Raw genomic sequence first — 17751 nt, forward strand, 5'->3', positions numbered from 1 at the left:
TCCTCTGACAGATCTCAACAGCCGCGCGGGCGTACGCACATCTTCGAGCCCGTGCGACCACCGGGGCAACGCCCGTGCGCGCTCCGCCGCGACTGATTGCCTGAGGAACCCGTGTCGTATCGTCGAAGGCGCAACCACCGACCGCCGGCGTCAGGCCGCGGCGAGCCGCGCGGTGCCCCGCTCCCGGCCGGTCCGACGAGCGCCGACCAGTCCCGACCCAGAGGAGAGCCCGTGACGCAGCAGGTTCCGTCGACCGAACCCGAGCTCGCCGGTGTGCGCAACTTCCGTGATGTGGGCGGACTCTCGACCGTCGACGGCCGCCGGGTCCGCCACGGCGTCCTCTTCCGCAGCGGCCACCTCGCGCACGCCACCGCCGCCGACGCCGCGTTCCTCTCCTCGCTCGGCCTGCACACGGTCTTCGACTTCCGCAACGCCGCGGACCAGCGTCTCGAAGGCCCGGACGTGGAGCTGCCGGGCGTGCGCAACGTGAACCTGCCGCTGACCGACCCCGCCGACGGCGCCGAATTCTGGAAGATGGTGCGCGACGGCGACCTGGACCAGCTGCGCGCGGCCCTGTCCGACGGCAAGGCCGCCGAGCGCATGGCGTCCTCGTACCGCACGATCATCAGGGAGCGGACGGCCGAGCACAGCCGGGTGCTGCACGCGCTGGCCGAGGACAGCGTGCCCGCGCTGATGCACTGCGCCGCGGGCAAGGACCGCGCGGGCCTGTCGATCGCCGTGACGCTGCTGGCCGTCGGCGTGGAGCGCGAGGCGATCGAGGCGGACTACCTGGAGTCGAACGCGGCGCACCGCCGCTACAAGGTGCACCGCAGCGCGACCTCGCCGGACGCGATGTCGCCCGAGGTCATGGAGCTACTGAGCCCCCTCTTCGACGCCCGCGCCGAGTATCTGGCGGCGGCCTTCGCCACCATCGAGCAGACCTGGGGCGACACCGACACCTACCTGACCGAGGGGCTCGGCCTCGCGCCCACGACGCGCGAGCGCCTGCGCGAGCGGCTCCTCGACTGAGCGGTCCGGGAAGCGTTACTGGTTCTGTCCGCCGAGGACGAACAGCAGATAGATGAAGCCCGCGAACAGGTGGCCCACGGCGACGTAGACGATCAGGCGGACCCACAGGGCGCGGGGGAACTTCTCCTCCATGGACATGCGGCGCGCGGGCTGCTGCGGTTCAGATTCCGTCATGTCGGTCTCCCTCGGTGGGGCCGCCGAGACAGAGCGCGGCGGCGGGGCTCTGCAGCAAGGTGTGGACGAAGAGGAGGTCGGCGCCGCCGTGGTCCACGGCGGCGATCCGGTGCGGCGTCAGCGAGTCGAAGTGCGCGCTGTCGCCGGGCGCGAGGGTGTACGAGGTGTCGCCGAGGCGCAGCCGCAGGCGGCCCTGGAGGACGTACAGCCACTCCTCCCCCGGGTGCACGCGCACGATGTCGCCCTGCGCGCCGTGCGGCACGTGCACGCGCAGCGCCTGCATGCCGCGGCCCGGGGAGCCCGCCTGCCAGTACGTCCAGCCGCCGGCGGCGGTGGGCTCCATGTCCGGGGCGCGGACGACGGCGTCCCGGTCGGCGGGCGTCTCGCCGAGCAGCTCGGAGACCGTCGTACCGTAGGTACGAGCGAGCGCGAGCAGCATCGGCAGGGACGGCTGGCGCTGCCCCGTCTCCAGGCGGGACAGGTGCGCGGGCGAGAGCCCGGCCGCGCGGGCGGCGGCCTCCAGGGTCAGCGCGGCGCGGCGGCGCAGCTCACGCAGTTGCGGGGCGACGGCGGGCAGCGCGTCGGCCGCCTCACCGGCGTCCGGGGTGGCAGGGCTCATACCCTCGATTGAGCCAGAGCCTTACCCGAGAGGCAATTTTCTTGCCTCAGAGGCAAGAACCGTCGGCCCGCCGAGCCGCCCGGCTACCGGTTCGCCACCGCCTGCTTCACCAGTGTCTTGCCGAAGTCCCAGATCAGCCCGCCGCCCCCGTGCGCCTCGTCCATGACGTCGGTGAAGGCCGCGACGAAGCGGTCGACCTCCTTCTCGCCGATGATCAGCGGCGGGATGAGCTTGATGACCTCCAGGTGGTCGCCGGAGACCTGGGTGAGGATGCGGTGCTTCTGGAGCAGCGGTACGACCACCATCTGCGCGAACAGGCCCTTGCGGGCGGCCTGGAGCATGGTCCAGCGGCTGCGCAGCTTCAGGGACTTCGGTCTGCCGAACTCGATGCCGATCATCAGGCCGCGGCCGCGGACGTCGCTGAGCAGCTCGTACGTGTCGACGAGTGCCGCGAGCCGCTCCTTGAGCAGCTCGCCCGTCGCGCGCGCGTTCGCGACGGTCTGCTCGTCGTCCATCACGGCGAGGACCGCGAGCCCGGCCGCCATGGCCTGCGCGTTGGACCCGAAGCTCGCGGAGTGGACCAGGACCCGGTCCATGGACGAGTAGACCTTCTTGAAGATCCAGTCCTTGCCGAGGGTCGCGCCGACCGGGACGTAGCCGCCGGACAGCGCCTTGGCCACGCAGACCAGGTCGGGCTCCACGCCCTCCTCGTGCTGGTGGGCGTAGAAGGCGCCGGTCCTGCCGAGCCCCGTCTGCACCTCGTCGGCGATCAGGAGCGCCTTGTGCTGGTGGAGCAGTTCCTGGGCGGCGCGCAGATAGCCGGGCGGGGGCTCGTGCACGCCCTTGCCCTGGACCGGCTCGACGATCAGGGCGGCCACGTCCCCGCGCTTGAGCTCCCGGCGCAGCGCGTCGAGGTCGCCGAGGGGCACGGCCGTGTCCGGCAGGAGCGGGGCGAAGCCGTCGCGGAAGCCGGTCTCGCCGTTCACGGACAGGGAGCCGGTGGTCAGGCCGTGGAAGGCGTGCGCGCAGTACAGGATCCGCGGCCTGCCGGTGGCGTAGCGGGCGAACTTCAGGGCGGTCTCGACGGCCTCGGTGCCGCTGTTGCCGAAGAAGACCCGGTCCAGGTACGGGCTGTGCGCGAGCAGCCGCTCGGCGAGCAGCCCGGGCAGCGGCTGGCAGTCGAAGCGGGTCAGATCGGCGAGGGAGGCGTCGAGCACGTCGTGCAGGGCCTTGCGGACGACCGGGTGGTGGCGGCCGAGGCCCATGACGCCGAACCCGGCGAGCATGTCCAGGTAGTCCTGCCCCTCGGCGTCCCAGAAGTAGGCGCCCTCCGCGCGTTCGTAGACCTTGTCGAAGCCGATGGTGTGCAGCATGCGCGGCAGCTGGTGGTTGAGGTGCCGGGTGTGCAGCTCGTACCGCTCGCCGCCGCGCTCGGCGAGCAGTCTGCCGAGGTCGAACTCCTTGCCGGTGCTTGTCATGCTCGGTTCTCCTCGCCGGGTGTCCCGGCTGTCTTCGGGCCGGACTCCCCGGCCTCCTGCGGGCCGGGCACCCCGGCCGTCTCGCGGGCGCCGGCCCGGGCCGCGTCCTGGCGGGCCATCGTCGCGCCGACGCGGCCCGCGATCTCCACCGGGGTGAGGCCGACGTCCGCGAGGACCTCGCCGCGCTTGGCGTGCGCGAGGAACTGCTCCGGAATGCCGAAGCGCCGTACGGGGACGTCCACCTCGGCGTCGTCGAGGGCGAGGGCCACGGCCGAGCCGACGCCGCCCGCGCGGCTGTTGTCCTCCACGACCGCGACGAGCCGGTGGCACGCGGCGAGCGGCGCCAGGGCGGCGTCGACGGGCTTGACCCAGCGCGGGTCGACGACGGTGCAGCCGACGCCCCGCTCGGCGAGGAGGTCGGCGGCCTGGAGGCACACCGGTGCCATCACGCCGACGGCGACGAACAGCACGTCCGGGTCGGGGTCCTGGCGCAGGACGTCCATGGCGCCCACCCGGTCCACGGCCGGGATCGCGGGCCCCACCGACTCCTTGGGGAAGCGCAGCAGGGTCGGCGCGTCGTCGACGTTCACGGCCTCGCGCAGCTGGACGCGGAGCTGGTCGGCGTCGCGGGGCGCGGCGATCCTGAGGCCCGGCACGACCTGGAGGACGGACATGTCCCACATGCCGTTGTGCGAGGGCCCGTCGGCGCCGGTGACCCCGGCCCTGTCGAGCACGAAGGTGACGCCGCAGCGGTGCAGCGCCACGTCCATCAGGAGCTGGTCGAAGGCGCGGTTGAGGAAGGTGGCGTAGACGGCGACGACGGGGTGGAGGCCTCCGGTGGCCAGTCCGGCGGCGGCCACGGCGGCGTGCTGCTCGGCGATGCCGACGTCCCAGACGCGGTCGGGGTAGGCCGCCGCGAACTGGGTGAGCCCCACGGGGTGCAGCATGGCGGCCGTGAGGGCCACGACGTCCTCGCGCTCGGCCCCGATGCGGACGATCTCGTCGCCGAACACGGAGGTCCAGGAGGGGCCGTTGGACGGGGCGAGCGGCTCGCAGGTGAGGGGGTCCATGACGCCGACGGTGTGGAAGCGGTCGGCCTCGTCGGCGAGCGCGGGTTCGTAGCCGCGGCCCTTCTCGGTGAGGCAGTGGATGAGGACGGGGCCGTGGAAGCGCTTCGCGCGGCGCAGCGCGGACTCGACGGCCTTGATGTCGTGGCCGTCGATGGGGCCGACGTACTTCAGGCCGAGGTCCTCGAACATGCCCTGGGGCGCGAAGGCGTCCTTGAAGCCCTTCTTGGCGCCGTGCAGGGACTCGTACAGCGTCCGGCCCACCACGGGGGTGCGCTGGAGGACGTCCTTGCCCCAGGCGAGGACCTTCTCGTAGCTGTCGGTGGTGCGCAGGGTCGCGAGGTGGTTGGCGAGGCCGCCGATGGTGGGGGCGTAGGAGCGCTCGTTGTCGTTGACGACGACGATCAGCGGCTGGTCCTTGGCTGCCGCGATGTTGTTGAGCGCCTCCCAGGCCATGCCGCCGGTGAGGGCGCCGTCGCCGATGACGGCGACGACGTGGCCCCGCTCCCCCTGGACCCCGCGGGCCTTGGCGAGGCCGTCGGCCCAGCCGAGCGCGGTGGAGGCGTGGCTGTTCTCGACGATGTCGTGCGCGGACTCCTCGCGCGAGGGGTAGCCGGACAGGCCGCCCTTGCCGCGCAGCTTCGAGAAGTCTTGACGCCCGGTCAGGAGCTTGTGCACATAGCTCTGGTGGCCGGTGTCCCACACCAGGCGGTCCACGGGCGACTCGAAGACCCGGTGCAGGGCGATGGTCAGCTCGACCACCCCCAGGTTGGGCCCGAGGTGTCCGCCGGTCCGCGCGACCGCGTGCACCAGGAACTCCCGGATCTCTTCGGCCAGTTCGGCCAGTTCGGACTCGGTCAGCGCCTTCAGGTCGCGCGGCCCTCGGATGGTTTCCAGGATGGTCATGCTCAGGCCCCCTAACTGGTTGTCCTCAGCTCACCGTGACGTCGGGCTCCCCGGACGGGACTCCGGCGGCCTCCATCCCTGCGGCGATCTTCATCGCCTCTTCGATCAAGGTCTCCACGATCTTCGACTCGGGCACCGTCTTGATCACCTCACCCTTGACGAAGATCTGCCCCTTGCCATTGCCGGACGCCACCCCGAGATCGGCCTCCCGCGCCTCACCCGGACCATTGACGACACAGCCCATCACCGCCACCCGCAGCGGCACCTCCATGCCCTCAAGCCCCGCGGTCACCTCGTCCGCCAGCTTGTACACATCCACCTGCGCCCGCCCGCACGACGGACACGACACGATCTCCAGACGCCGCTGCCGCAGATTCAACGACTCCAGAATCTGAATGCCGACCTTGACCTCCTCCGCCGGAGGAGCCGACAACGACACCCGGATCGTGTCACCGATCCCCTCCGCCAGCAGCGCACCGAACGCCACCGCCGACTTGATCGTCCCCTGGAACGCCGGACCCGCCTCCGTCACACCCAGATGCAGCGGATAGTCGCAGGCGGCCGCCAACTGCCGGTAGGCATTGACCATCACCACCGGATCGTTGTGCTTCACCGAGATCTTGATGTCCCGGAAACCGTGCTCCTCGAACAGCGAGGCCTCCCACAACGCCGACTCCACCAACGCCTCCGGCGTGGCCTTGCCGTACTTCGCGAGCAGGCGCCGGTCGAGCGACCCGGCGTTCACCCCGATGCGGATCGGGACCGCGGCGGCGGACGCCGCCCGCGCGATCTCCTTGACCTTGTCGTCGAACTGCTTGATGTTCCCCGGGTTCACCCGCACCGCCGCACACCCCGCGTCGATCGCCGCGAACACGTACTTCGGCTGGAAGTGAATGTCCGCGATCACCGGAATCTGCGACTTGCGCGCGATGACCGCCAGCGCGTCCGCGTCATCCTGCGTAGGACACGCCACCCGCACGATCTGACAACCCGACGCCGTCAGCTCCGCGATCTGCTGCAACGTCGCCGCGATGTCCGACGTACGCGTCGTCGTCATCGACTGCACCGACACCGGAGCGCCGCCCCCGACGGCCACCGACCCGACCTGGATGCGCCGCGCGGTGCGGCGCTCCGCTATCGGCCGGGCCGGTGGCTCGGGCAGGCCCAGGGAGACGGGGCCTGAAGGGGTCATGACGTCACCGGTTCCCGGAGACGGTCTCGCGCATGGCGCGCAGCGACTCCTTCAGCGACCCCATCGTGGCGAGCACGGCCGTCGGCTCGTACCCGCAGTGCGCCATGCAGTTGGCACACCGGTCGTCCTTGCCGCGGCCGTACTTGCTCCAGTCCGTCTCCTCGATCAGCTCCCGGTACGTCGGTACGTAGCCGTCGCTCATCAGATAGCAGGGGCGCTGCCAGCCGAAGAGCGAGTAGTTCGGGATGGCCCACGCCGTGCACTGGAAGTCGACCTTGCCCTCCAGGAAGTCGAGGAACAGCGGCGAGTGGTTCAGGCGCCAGCGGAGCCGGTTGCCGCCCGCGAAGGCCTTCTTGAACAGCTCGCGGGTCTGCTCGACGCCGAGGAAGTGCTCCTGGTCCGGCGCCTTCTCGTAGGCGTAGGCGGGCGAGAGCATCATCTCGTCGACCTTCAGGTCGTCGTTGAGGAAGTTCAGGACCTCGATGATGGTCTGCGGGGTGTCCGTGTTGAAGAAGGTCGAGTTGGTGGTCACCCGGAAGCCGCGGCGCTGGGCCTCCTTGATGGCGGCCACGGCCTCGTCGAACACGCCTTCCTTCGCCACGGACTCGTCGTGGCGCTCGCGCATGCCGTCGATGTGCACGGCGAACGCGAAGTACGGCGACGGCGTGAACTTGTCCATCTTCTTGCGCAACAGCATGGCGTTCGTGCACAGGAAGACGAACTTCTTCCTCGCCACCAACTGGCGCACGATCTCATCGATCTGAGGGTGCATCAGCGGCTCGCCGCCCGCGATGGACACCATCGGCGCGCCGGACTCAAGGACGGCCCCCACGGCCTGGGCCACCGGCATGCGCTGCTTGAGCACACCGGCCGGGTGCTGGATCTTGCCGCAGCCCTCGCACTTCAAATTGCACGCGAACAGCGGCTCCAACTCGACGATCAAAGGAAACTTGTCACGCTTGCGCAGCTTCTGTTCAAAGAGATAGGTAGCGACCTTGATTGACTGACGCAGCGGCATAGCCATCTGGCTCACCTCCGGGGGAGCGGCGAAGATCGGTGCCATTCGAAAAAAGCGGGAAGCACGGCGCGGAGCACGCGGAAGGCCGATATTCCACCGCGGACCGTGCCGATGCGGACGAGTTCGTGCTGGGGGGCGTCGACGACCACCCGGACGGCCGCAACCGGCCGGGGTCCGGCCGTGACGGCACTGCGCAGCGTGACGGCGGACTCCATGTCGACCGCGATCGCGCCGGTGGCGAGCAGATCGCCGCGTTCGTGGCCGCGGACGACGTGGTCGGAGCCCGTGAGCGGGCCGGTGTGCACGGTGCGGCCCGGCACGGCCCGCACCAGCTCCTCGACCAGGAGCGCGGTGCCCACACACGGCGTGCGGCCGCCGTCGTGCCGGGTCTCCTCGGCGACGACGAGGTCACCGGGGTGCATGCCGGGGGCGAGCCCGGCGCAGAACCCGGTCGCCACGACGGCCGCGTCGCGCAGGGAGTCCTTGCCGAGCGCCCGGGTGACGGCACGCTCGGCGGCCTTGGGCCCCATGCCCGTGCGCAGCACGGTCACGGGGCCCCGGGCACCGCCGCGGTCGGCGGTGCGCAGGGCGAGGCGCTCGATGCCCAGCGCACAGGCGACGAGCAGCGGAGCGGGCCCCGGGCGCGCCGGGTCCGTGCTCATCAGCTCCCCTTGCCCGGGCCGCCGACGGACGGCTCGCCGTGCACGTACCGGCCGAGGGCGGTCAGCGGGAAGACCTGCCGGTACAGGTGGTAGTTGATCGAGAAGTCCCAGGGGAAGCCGGTGCCGGTGAAGTACGGCTCGTCCCAGGAGCCGTCCTCGCGCTGGCTCTCGGCCAGCCAGACGACGCCCCGCTCGACGGCCTTGGAGTCCCGCTCCCCCGCGGCGAGCAGCGCGATCAGCGCCCACGCGGTCTGCGAAGCGGTGGACGCGCCGTGCCCGATCCACTGCTCGTCGCGGTACGAGCGCAGGTCCTCGCCCCAGCCGCCGTCGTCGTTCTGCACCGACTCCAGCCAGGCGACCGCGCGGCGGATCGCCCCGTGCGCGGCGGGCAGACCGGCCGCGACGAGGGCGGGGACCACGGAGCCCGTGCCGTAGACGTAGTTGACGCCCCAGCGGCCGAACCAGGCGCCGTTCGCCTCCTGTTCGGCGAGGAGCCACTCGATGCCGCGGCGGGTGCGCGGGTCGTGGGACTTGCCCTCGTAGGCGAGCATCTCCACGACGTGCGCGGTGACGTCGGCGGACGGCGGGTCGATGACCTCGCCGAAGTCGCAGAACGGCAGCTTGTTCGGCAGCGGGCTGGTGTTGTCGACGTCGAAGGCGGCCCAGGCGCCGTTCCTGGACTGCATGCCGAGGTTCCACTCCACGCCCCGGGCGATGGCGCTGTCCATCCGGCTCCGGTCCGGGTGGGCGACGCGGCGCAGCGCGAGGACGACCTCGGCGGTGTCGTCGATGTCGGGGTAGTTGTCGTTGTGGAACTCGAACGCCCAGCCGCCCGGCGTGAGCCGGGGCTTGCGCACCGACCAGTCGCCCGGCCTGACGATCTGCTCGCCCAGCATCCAGTCCGCGGCCTTCACCAGCTGCGGGTGGTCGGCGGGCACCCCGGCGTCGGCGAGGGCGATCGTGGCCAGACAGGTGTCCCACACCGGGGACTGACAGGCCTCGATCATCCGCGCGCCGTCCTCGCGCCACACCGCGAACCGGTCCAGCGACTCGATGCCCGCCTTGAGCACGGGGTGGTCGAGGTCGTAGCCGAGCAGGTGCAGCGCGATGATCGAGTACACGGCGGGGGGCTGGATGCCGCCCCAGCAGCCGTCGTTCTCCTGCCGCTCGATGATCCAGCGCGCGGCGCTGTTCATCGCGGCCTTGCGCAGACCGCGCGGCGCGACCTTGTGGTAGACGTGCAGCGCCTTGTCGAGGCGCTGGAAGACGCCGTCCCAACTCGCCACCGGGGCAAGGGGCCTGGGCGGGTTCGGCACGGCCGGGTCGGTGTGCAGCTCGTCGAGCGGGAAGGGCGCGGGGCGCACCGGGCGCTTCGCGGAGACGATGGTCAGCGGCACGATGGTCTGCCGCGCCCAGCAGCCGAAGTCATAGATGTTGAGCGGGAACCACTTCGGGAAGTAGAGGAGCTCCGGCGGGAGTTCGGGCAGGTCGTCCCACTTCCACCAGCCGAAGAGGGCGAGCCAGATCCGGGTGAAGACCCGGGCCGCGGCGATGCCGCCATGCTCGCGGATCCAGGCGGAGGCTCTCGCCATGTGCGGCGCGTCCGGAGCGTCCCCGGCGAGGCGCAGGGCCACATAGGCCTCGATGGTGGCGGAGAGCTCGCCGGGGCCGCCGTAGAAGGTGGCCCAGGTGCCGTCGTCGCGCTGCTCGCCGCGGATGAAGAGCGCGGCGGCGCGGGTGGTGGCCTCGTCCCTGATGCCGAGGAACTGGCGGAGCAGCAGGTCCTCGGCGTCCATGGACACGTTCGTCTCCAGGTCGCCCTTCCACCAGCCCTGGGCGTCCTGGCGGGAGAGGAGGAACTCCGTGGAGCGCTCCACGGCACGCTTGGCGGCTTCCGGTGCCCCGGCCGCCCCGGGGTTCGTGTCAGGTGTTTCGGTGGCCGAGGCCGCGCGGGGCGTCACCGCTCCGGTGGAACCGTCGGTCGTCGCTGTCATGGCTTCCCCTTCGACGCAGTGCTTCTCTCTGCTGGGTCCGCCGTCGGACACCGCCCGCACCGGGGCGGTGTTCGGCGACTGCGAGTCAGGTGTGCCCGATAGTGATCATCTCTTCCGTACGACGACGAAGTCGGCGAGCGCGGTGAGCTGCGCCCGCACCAGGTCCGGCATCTGGACCGCGTCCAGGGCCTCGATGGCGACGGCGTGCTGCCGTCGCGCCTCCTCGGCGGTCCACTCGCGGCCGCCCGCCTGCTCGATGAGCGCGGCGCGCGCGGCGAACTCCGCCTCGGAGAAGCTGTCGAAGTCATTGCTCTTGGCGTCGGCGGCGAGCAGCTCGCCGAGCTGCTCGGAGGCGGGGCCGCCCGCGGCGAGCGCGGCGACGACCGGCAGCGACTTCTTGCGCTGGCGCAGGTCGCTCCAGGTCTGCTTGCCGGTGGCCTCCGGGTCGCCCCAGATGCCGAGCAGGTCGTCGACGGCCTGGAAGGCGAGCCCGAGGTGGTAGCCGTACCTCTCCAGGGTGTCGGCGGTGGCGTCGTCCGCGCCGCCGAGGACCGCGCCGATGGAGACCGCGCAGGCGAGCAGGGCGCCCGTCTTGTTGCCCTCCATCTCCAGGCACTCCTCGACGGTGACCCGCTCGCGGTGCTCGTAGGAGATGTCCTGCGCCTGGCCGTCGATGAGGGCGCGCGTCGCGGTGGTCAGGCGGCGCGTGGCGCGGCCCGCCTCGACGGTGCCGATCTCCAGGAGGACCTCGTTGGCGAGGGCGAAGAGGGCGTCGCCGACGAGGATCGCCTGGGCGGGGCCGTGCACCTTCCACACGGTGTCGCGGTGGCGGCGCTGTTCGTCGCCGTCCATCAGGTCGTCGTGCAGGAGCGAGAAGTTGTGGACCAGTTCGACGGCCACCGCGCCGGGCACGCCGACCTCCGGCAGTGCGCCCGCGGCCTCGGCGGACAGGAGCGCGAGCGCGGGGCGCACGGCCTTGCCGCCGTCGCCGTCGGCCGGATTGCCCGCGGCGTCGATCCAGCCGAAGTGGTAGGCGGCGACGGTGTCCATGGGGGGCGCGAGGCGGTCCACGGCGGTCCGCAGCACCGGGGTGGCCAGTGTCCGGCCCCGCTCCAACAGCGCGGTCACGTCCACAGCGGCCGGTTGGGCCGAGGGCACAGTCGGCACAGTCTCTCCTCTAGTTCCGGTGCGGGGGTTCTGGGACGGCCCCAGAAGGTCGAGCGTCACGCCGCCTCCTCGAAGAGGTGGTCGCGCGGGCGGTCGAGCGCGGTCAGCGCCGCCCTCGCGGCACTGATACCGCTGCGAACAGCACTTTCCATCGTCGCGGGCCAGCCGGTGGCGGTCCACGCGCCGGCCAGGTAGAGCCCGCGCGCCTTGGTGTGCGCGCCCGGTCGCAGGCGGCCGACGCCCGGTGTCGGCGCGAACGTCGCCGTGCGCTCCCGGGTCACGAAGAAGTCCAGGACCTGTGCGCCGTGCGCGGCGGGCAGCAGGCGCTCGAGCTCGGGCAAATAGCGCTCCCTGAGCGCCGCCACGGGGGCGTCGATCTCGTCCTGGGCGGCCGACTGGGACACCGCGAGGTACTGGCCCGACCGCAGCCCGGAGGCCTCGGTCCGGTCGAAGACCCACTGGACGGGGGTGCCGAGCGCGGCGAAGAAGGGCCGCTTGAGGACCTTGCGGTCGTAGACCACGTGGACGTTGAGGATCGGCGCGGTGTCGATGCCGAGCAGCCGGTCCGGGTCGTCGAGGGCGCCCTCCGGGAGCAGGTCGTGCGTCTCGGTCTGGGGCACCGCGAGGACGACGGTATCGGCCTCGATGCGCTCGCCGGGAACCTCGACGCGCCAACCGCCGTTCTTAGTAGGCGAGATGGAGGTGACACGTGTTCGCACTTCGGTACGGACGCCCGCGGAGTCGAGCGCCTTGCGCGCCAGGCGGTCATGGAGTTCACCGAGGGGCACCCGCGCCCAGCCGATGTCGGCGGCGCCCGGGTCCGAGAGCAGCCCGGTCTTGAAGACCATCGCGGCGAGGCCGAGCGAGGCATCGCCCGCGACGGCGTTCAAAGTGGCGACGCCGACGAGGTCCCACAGGGCCTCGATGGCACGCGTCGACTGACCGTGCGCGGCCAGCCAGCTGCCGAAGTTCTGGCTGTCGAGCGCCGGGTCGGCCGGGTCGAGCCCCTTGAGGGCGAGCGCCGCGCGGCCCACCTGGGCGCGCTCGGCGAGCGACAGATGCGGATAGGTGGCGAGGCTCGCGGCCAGGTGCAGCGGCACGGGCAGCGCGGTGCGTCGCAGCCGTCCGAGGCGATTGCGCTCGGCGTCGAGCACGGGCACGTCGAGGCGCTCCTGCAGCGGCGCCAGGTGCGCGCCCTCGACGCGGTCGAGGAACCAGCGGTAGGCGGTGCAGCAGCGCAGATAGACGTGCTGGCCGTTGTCGACGGTCAGCTCGCCGCGCTGGAAGGAGAAGGCGAGCCCGCCGAGCCGGGGGCGCCCTTCGAGGAGCGTGACGTCGAGCCCGGCGTCGGCGAGGGCGAGGGCGCTGGTGATCCCGGCGAGTCCGCCGCCGACGACGACGGCGGAGGTCGCGGGCCGCCCGCCGCGCGCTCCGCCCGGATGGTCCGCGTCCGTGTCACCGCCTGGTTCGGGCCGGCTGTCGTCCTGCCTCATGCGTCCTCCCTTTCGGCGGTTGCAGTCTGGGACGCCAAGGTCATGCGGAGGGTTGCCCGCCGGTTGCGGCGGTGGGAGCCGCCGGTGCCGCGGTCGCGCGTCACGTGCGCCTCCTGACGGCCTGACGTGCGACATTGCGCGCGTCGAGGCCGGAGAGACCACGCACGGCGACATACGCCTTCTCGCGCCCCGGGAGGGAGACGCGGCCCCGCAGGACCGCTTCCGGCTCGCGCTCGATGCGGTCGAGCAGACGGCGGTAGATGCCCGCCATCGCGGCCACGCAGGCACCGCTGCGCCGGTCGAGCAGGGGCAGGAGGCGGTACCCCTCGGCGAACAGCGCGCGGGCGCGGCGCACTTCGAAGTGGACGAGGCCCGCGAAGTCGGACCCGGCGGGCGGCTCGGGCCGTGCGAACCCGGCGGAGCAGCCGAATTTGGCCAGGTCGTCGGCCGGCAGGTAGGTCCGGCCCTCCAGGGCGTCCTCGCGAACGTCCCTGAGGATGTTGGTGAGTTGCAGCGCGAGCCCGAGCGTGTCGGCGTACTCCGGCGCGCGCTCCGCGTGCGGCGCCCCCGGCTCCGTGCCGAACACGCCGAGCGAGAGCCGCCCGATGGCCCCGGCCACGCACCGGCAGTAGACCTTGAGGTCGTCCCAGGTCTCGTACGTCTCGCCGCGCACGTCCATCAGGACGCCGTCGATCAGCTCGTCGAGCCCGCCGAGCGGGATCGGGAAGTGCCGCGCGGCATGGCTGAGCGCCACGGCCACGGGGTCGGTGTCGTCCTCCTCCACCGAGCCGTCGTGGATGCGGCCGAGCAGGCTCCGCGTCTCGTCGAGACGGGTCTGCTTGACGTCCGGCGCGAGCGCGCCGTCCCCGATGTCGTCCACGCGCCGTGAGAACGCGTAGAGCGCCGACATCGCGCGCCGCTTCGGCGTCGGCAGCAACCTGATGCCGTACGCGAAATTTCGTGCCTGCTGCCCGGTCACGGCCTCGCAATAGCTGTATGCGGCGAGTACCGGTGCGGACACGCGAGGTTCTGACTCCACGGTCCGGCTCACCCCTCTCCTCGCAGAACCGCACCCACCTCGCGCAGCAAACGCGGTTTCGTGGGCTTCGGCGGCCTTGGAAGTACGTCGTATCCGGCGGCGGCGATCGCCGAGACGGCCGCCCTCCCCCCTGCCACGAACCCTGCCAGCAGCAGCTTCAGCCTGCCGTGGACGCTACCCACCAGGGGGGTGCCTTCATTCAGGAGGCGGTGGGCGCGTTCCGCTTCAAACGCAACCAGGGCGCGCACCGACGCGCCTGCGGTAGGAGCGGCCAGATCCCGTTCCTGGACGTGAAAGCGCTTCATGTCCTGGGCGGGCAGATAGATCCGGTCGCGCTCGAGGTCCTCGCGCACGTCCTGGAGGTGCTCCACGATCTGGAGCGCGGTGCAGACGGAGTCCGAGAGCCGGATCCGCTCGGGTGTCGCGGTGCCGGTGATGGCGAGCACGAGGCGCCCGACCGGGTTCGCCGACAGTTCGCAGTAGGCGACGAGGTCGTCGTACGTCTCGTAGCGCTTGACGAGCTGGTCCTGGCGGTTGGCGGCGATCAGGCCGAGGAACGGCTCGGGGGTGAGGCCGCGGCGGCGCACGGTGGGCCCGAGGGCGCGCAGCAGGGGGTGGCCCGGCTCGGGGCCCGCGGTGAAGACCTTGCGCAGATCGGCCTCGAAGGCGTCCAGGAGGGCGAGCGGGTCGCCCGCGGCCTCGGGGTCCGCGCCCAGGTAGCGGGCGTGGGCGGCGCCACTGGCCAGGTCGGAGTCGCCGATGTCGTCGACCAGGCGGGCGAAGCCGTACACGGCCATGAGGTCCTCGCGCCAGGCGCGCGGGAGGAAGAACGGGGCCACGGGGAAGTTCTCGTCCGCGGCTTTGGCGAGGACGGCGGACGCATCGCGGAGCTGGAGATCGTCCGTAGCCATTGCCGTCACATCTCCCGTTCTACACTGCCGACCCAATACATCCTATTTCGGACACGCCGCCAAGGCCGCCCAGCGGCGCAGCGCGCCCCGCGCCCATCCAGGGAGCGATATCGCCCCACTTGCCGCGAATCAGCACCGGTACAGCTTACGTTGTACAACGGACGGCCCTTCGTCGGGGTGTTCCGCACATCACAAGAACGCACCGATTGGCTTCAATCTTCCCTGAACTCCTGTGACTTGGGAGAAGCCTGATGTCTGAAAACGAGTCAGGGCCCGGCCGGGGTGCCCGGCGGGGCCCTGCTCCATTCGGCCGCGACCAGACGGCGGCCTTCCGGCTACTTACCGGTGAACTTCTCGTACTCCTTGATGACCTCGTCGGTGGGCCCGTCCATGCGCAGCTCACCGCGCTCCAGCCACAGGACCCGGTCGCAGGTGTCACGGATCGACTTGTTGTTGTGGCTGACCAGGAACACCGTGCCCGCCTCCTTGCGCAGCTCGCGGATGCGGGCCTCCGAGCGCTTCTGGAACTTGCGGTCCCCCGTCGCGAGCGCCTCGTCGATCATCAGCACGTCGTGGTCCTTGGCCGCCGCGATGGAGAACCGCAGCCGCGCCGCCATCCCCGAGGAGTACGTCCGCATCGGCAGCGTGATGAAGTCACCCTTCTCATTGATCCCCGAGAAGTCCACGATCTGCTGGTAACGCTCCTTGATCTGCTCCCGGCTCATCCCCATCGCCAGACCGCCCAGGATCACATTGCGCTCACCGGTCAGATCGTTCATCAGCGCCGCGTTCACCCCCAGCAGCGAGGGCTGGCCATCGGTGTAGACCCGGCCGCGCTCGGCCGGCAGCAGCCCCGCCACCGCCCGCAGCAGCGTCGACTTGCCCGACCCGTTCGACCCGATCAGACCGATCGCCTCACCCCGGTACGCCGTGAAACTCACCCCCCGCACCGCATGCACCTTGCGCACCCCCGGCGACTCACCCCGCCGCACGATCCGGCTCAACGCCGCCGTCGCACTTCCCCGGCCCGTCTTCCCACCGTTCACCCGGTACACGATGTGCAACTCGTCCGCGATCACCGTGGGGCGGCGCGCCCCTGCGTCCTTGTCGTCAGCCACGGCCGTACCGCTCCTCTGCCTTCCAGAAGTAGACGAAGCCGCCCACGGCGACGAGCACGGACCAGCCGAGCGCGACCGCCCACACGTGCGGGGGCAGGTTCTCCGAGCCGTAGCCGTCGATGAGGGCGAAGCGCATCAGGTCCATGAAGATGGCCGCCGGGTTCCACTGGAGGACGTCGGCGATCCAGGCCGGCTTGTCCTTCAGCATCACCGGGATGGAGAACATCACGCCGGACGCGTACATCCACGTGCGCATCACGAAGGGCATCAGCTGGGCCAGGTCCGGCGTCTTGCTGCCGAGCCGGGCCATGACCAGGGCGAGTCCCGTGTTGAACAGGAACTGCAGGGCCAGGACCGGGACGATCAGGAGCCAGGACAGCCGCGGGTAGCTGCCGAAGCCGATCGCCACGACGAACAGCACGAGCATCGAGAACAGCAGCTGCTGGAGCTGCTGGAGCGAGAACGAGATGGGCAGCGAGGCGCGCGGGAAGTGCAGCGCGCGCACCAGGCCGAGGTTGCCCGAGATCGCCCGTACGCCCGCCATCACCGAGCTCTGCGTGAAGGTGAACACGAACACGCCGGTGACCAGGAACGGGATGTACACCTCCCGCGACATGCCGCGGTCGGCCTTGAGGATCAGGCCGAAGATGAGGAAGTAGACGAGCGCGTTGAGCAGCGGCGTCGCGACCTGCCAGAGCTGGCCGAGCTTGGCCTGGCTGTACTGGGCGGTCAGCTTCGCCTGCGAGAAGGCGAGGATGAAGTGGCGCCGCCCCCAGAGCTGGCGGACGTACTCCACCAGGCCCGGACGGGCACCGCTGACGGACAGCCCGTACTTGGCGGCGAGCTCGGCCGGGGAAAGCCCGTCGTCGGGCGACGGTGGCGCGGTCACCGCGACTCCACCGTCCTGCGTTGTCTCACTCACGAGTGGAAACTTTCGTCTTCAGATGCGCGGCCGGTCGGGCGTAGGCGCGGGCCAGGTCGGGCAGGGGCCGGGCCAGGGACCGGGATACGGCCCGAATGTTCTCAGACCAGAGCTTGTCAGATGACAGGAGGTCGGCCCAGTCGGGTCAGGCGCCACACCGTGCGCCAGCTCATGGGCCTGCGGGGTCCGCACGGGCTGGTCCAGCCCTCCTTGAAGCCGCCGAACCAGGCCTTCAGGGCGGGCCGCGAGGGGCGCCGGGCCAGGGTCAGGAGCAGCCATACGCCCAAATACACGGGGACCAGGAGCGCGGGCAGGTTGCGGCGGGCGAGCCAGACGCGGTTGCGGGCCACCATGCGGTGGTAGACCGCGTGCCGCGAGGGCGCCGTGGTCGGGTGGTACAGGACCATGTCGGCGCGGTAGTCGATCATCCAGCCCGCGTTCAGCGCCCGCCAGGCCAGGTCGGTCTCCTCGTGGGCGTAGAAGAACTCGTCGGGCAGGCCGCCGACCTGTTCCAGGACCTTGGTGCGGACGGCGTTGGCGCCGCCGAGGAACGTCGTCACGCGCGAGGAGCGCATCGGGTCGGACGCGCGCAGGCGCGGCACGTGCCGGCGCTGGGTGACGCCCGTGTCCGGGTCGGCGATGCGGAAGCTGATGATCCCGAGAGCCGGGTCGGCGGCGAAGGCCTCGCGGCACAGCCGAGCGGTGTCGGTGTGCGCCAGGAGGCCGTCGTCGTCGAGGAACAGCAGGATGTCGACGTCGGTGCCACCGGGCCCGAAGGCCTCGATGCCGACGTTGCGCCCGCCGGGGATGCCCAGGTTCTCGGGCAGTTCTATGGTGCGGACGCCCGGCGGGACGTCGGGCACGGGGGCGCCGTTGCCGACGACCACCACCTCGACCGGGTCGCCGTCCTGCTTGGCGACCGAGTCGAGCAGCGCCCGCAGCTCCTGCGGGCGGTTGCCCAT

General features: G+C 71.3%; 16 protein-coding genes. 1 reads left to right on the top strand and 15 read right to left on the bottom strand.

All coding sequences use genetic code 11. The features are described from left to right. The first annotated feature begins 231 nt into the window (after positions 1–231). A complete protein-coding gene (locus tag AC5WAM_RS08075) occupies positions 232–1029 on the top strand; it encodes a tyrosine-protein phosphatase (protein ID WP_495522122.1) in 798 nt (265 codons plus the stop codon). A gap of 15 nt (positions 1030–1044) precedes the next feature. Here AC5WAM_RS08075 and AC5WAM_RS08080 read toward each other — a convergent pair whose 3' ends face one another. From AC5WAM_RS08080 to AC5WAM_RS08150, 15 genes are all read right to left on the bottom strand, one after another. Then, positions 1045–1161, bottom strand: coding sequence for a DUF6126 family protein (locus AC5WAM_RS08080; protein WP_037827059.1), 117 nt, complete (start codon positions 1159–1161; stop codon positions 1045–1047). Between the two features lie 28 nt (positions 1162–1189). Continuing rightward, a complete protein-coding gene (locus tag AC5WAM_RS08085; protein ID WP_366793223.1) occupies positions 1190–1822 on the bottom strand; it encodes a helix-turn-helix domain-containing protein in 633 nt (210 codons plus the stop codon). An 83-nt stretch (positions 1823–1905) separates the two neighbouring features. Beyond that, positions 1906–3300, bottom strand: a complete 1395-nt coding sequence (locus AC5WAM_RS08090) for an aspartate aminotransferase family protein (RefSeq protein ID WP_366793222.1) — start codon at positions 3298–3300, stop codon at positions 1906–1908. After that, positions 3297–5273, bottom strand: a complete 1977-nt coding sequence (gene dxs, locus AC5WAM_RS08095; RefSeq protein WP_495522123.1) for a 1-deoxy-D-xylulose-5-phosphate synthase — start codon at positions 5271–5273, stop codon at positions 3297–3299. Before dxs ends, AC5WAM_RS08090 begins: the two co-directional genes overlap by 4 nt. Positions 5274–5298: 25 nt before the next feature. Continuing rightward, entirely contained in the window at positions 5299–6465 is a 1167-nt protein-coding gene (gene ispG / locus AC5WAM_RS08100; protein WP_495522124.1) for a flavodoxin-dependent (E)-4-hydroxy-3-methylbut-2-enyl-diphosphate synthase, read from the bottom strand. 4 nt (positions 6466–6469) lie between these two features. Beyond that, positions 6470–7489, bottom strand: a complete 1020-nt coding sequence (gene hpnH / locus AC5WAM_RS08105) for an adenosyl-hopene transferase HpnH (protein WP_138962791.1) — start codon at positions 7487–7489, stop codon at positions 6470–6472. Positions 7490–7494: 5 nt separating this feature from the next. Further along, positions 7495–8145, bottom strand: a complete 651-nt coding sequence (locus tag AC5WAM_RS08110) for a phosphorylase family protein (RefSeq protein WP_138962789.1) — start codon at positions 8143–8145, stop codon at positions 7495–7497. Beyond that, positions 8145–10139, bottom strand: coding sequence for a squalene--hopene cyclase (gene shc / locus AC5WAM_RS08115; protein WP_495522125.1), 1995 nt, complete (start codon positions 10137–10139; stop codon positions 8145–8147). The genes AC5WAM_RS08110 and shc overlap by 1 nt, the downstream gene beginning before the upstream one ends. Positions 10140–10244: 105 nt before the next feature. Beyond that, positions 10245–11366, bottom strand: a complete 1122-nt coding sequence (locus AC5WAM_RS08120; RefSeq protein WP_366793218.1) for a polyprenyl synthetase family protein — start codon at positions 11364–11366, stop codon at positions 10245–10247. After that, positions 11363–12799, bottom strand: a complete 1437-nt coding sequence (gene hpnE, locus AC5WAM_RS08125; protein ID WP_495522126.1) for a hydroxysqualene dehydroxylase HpnE — start codon at positions 12797–12799, stop codon at positions 11363–11365. The genes AC5WAM_RS08120 and hpnE overlap by 4 nt, the downstream gene beginning before the upstream one ends. A 100-nt stretch (positions 12800–12899) precedes the next feature. Further along, positions 12900–13850 (bottom strand): presqualene diphosphate synthase HpnD, encoded by a 951-nt coding sequence (gene hpnD / locus AC5WAM_RS08130; protein ID WP_172387452.1) that lies wholly within the window; start codon positions 13848–13850, stop codon positions 12900–12902. After that, entirely contained in the window at positions 13847–14749 is a 903-nt protein-coding gene (hpnC, locus tag AC5WAM_RS08135; RefSeq protein WP_495522127.1) for a squalene synthase HpnC, read from the bottom strand. The genes hpnD and hpnC overlap by 4 nt, the downstream gene beginning before the upstream one ends. Positions 14750–15084: 335 nt before the next feature. Next, positions 15085–15867 (bottom strand): ABC transporter ATP-binding protein, encoded by a 783-nt coding sequence (locus AC5WAM_RS08140; RefSeq protein WP_495522128.1) that lies wholly within the window; start codon positions 15865–15867, stop codon positions 15085–15087. Next, complete coding sequence (locus tag AC5WAM_RS08145; RefSeq protein WP_138962777.1) at positions 15860–16789, bottom strand: ABC transporter permease; 930 nt, start codon at positions 16787–16789, stop codon at positions 15860–15862. Before AC5WAM_RS08145 ends, AC5WAM_RS08140 begins: the two co-directional genes overlap by 8 nt. A 116-nt stretch (positions 16790–16905) precedes the next feature. Further along, positions 16906–17751, bottom strand: coding sequence for a glycosyltransferase family 2 protein (locus AC5WAM_RS08150; protein ID WP_051855813.1), 846 nt, complete (start codon positions 17749–17751; stop codon positions 16906–16908).

The sequence above is a fragment of the Streptomyces sp. JLYT201 genome, from assembly GCF_059448825.1.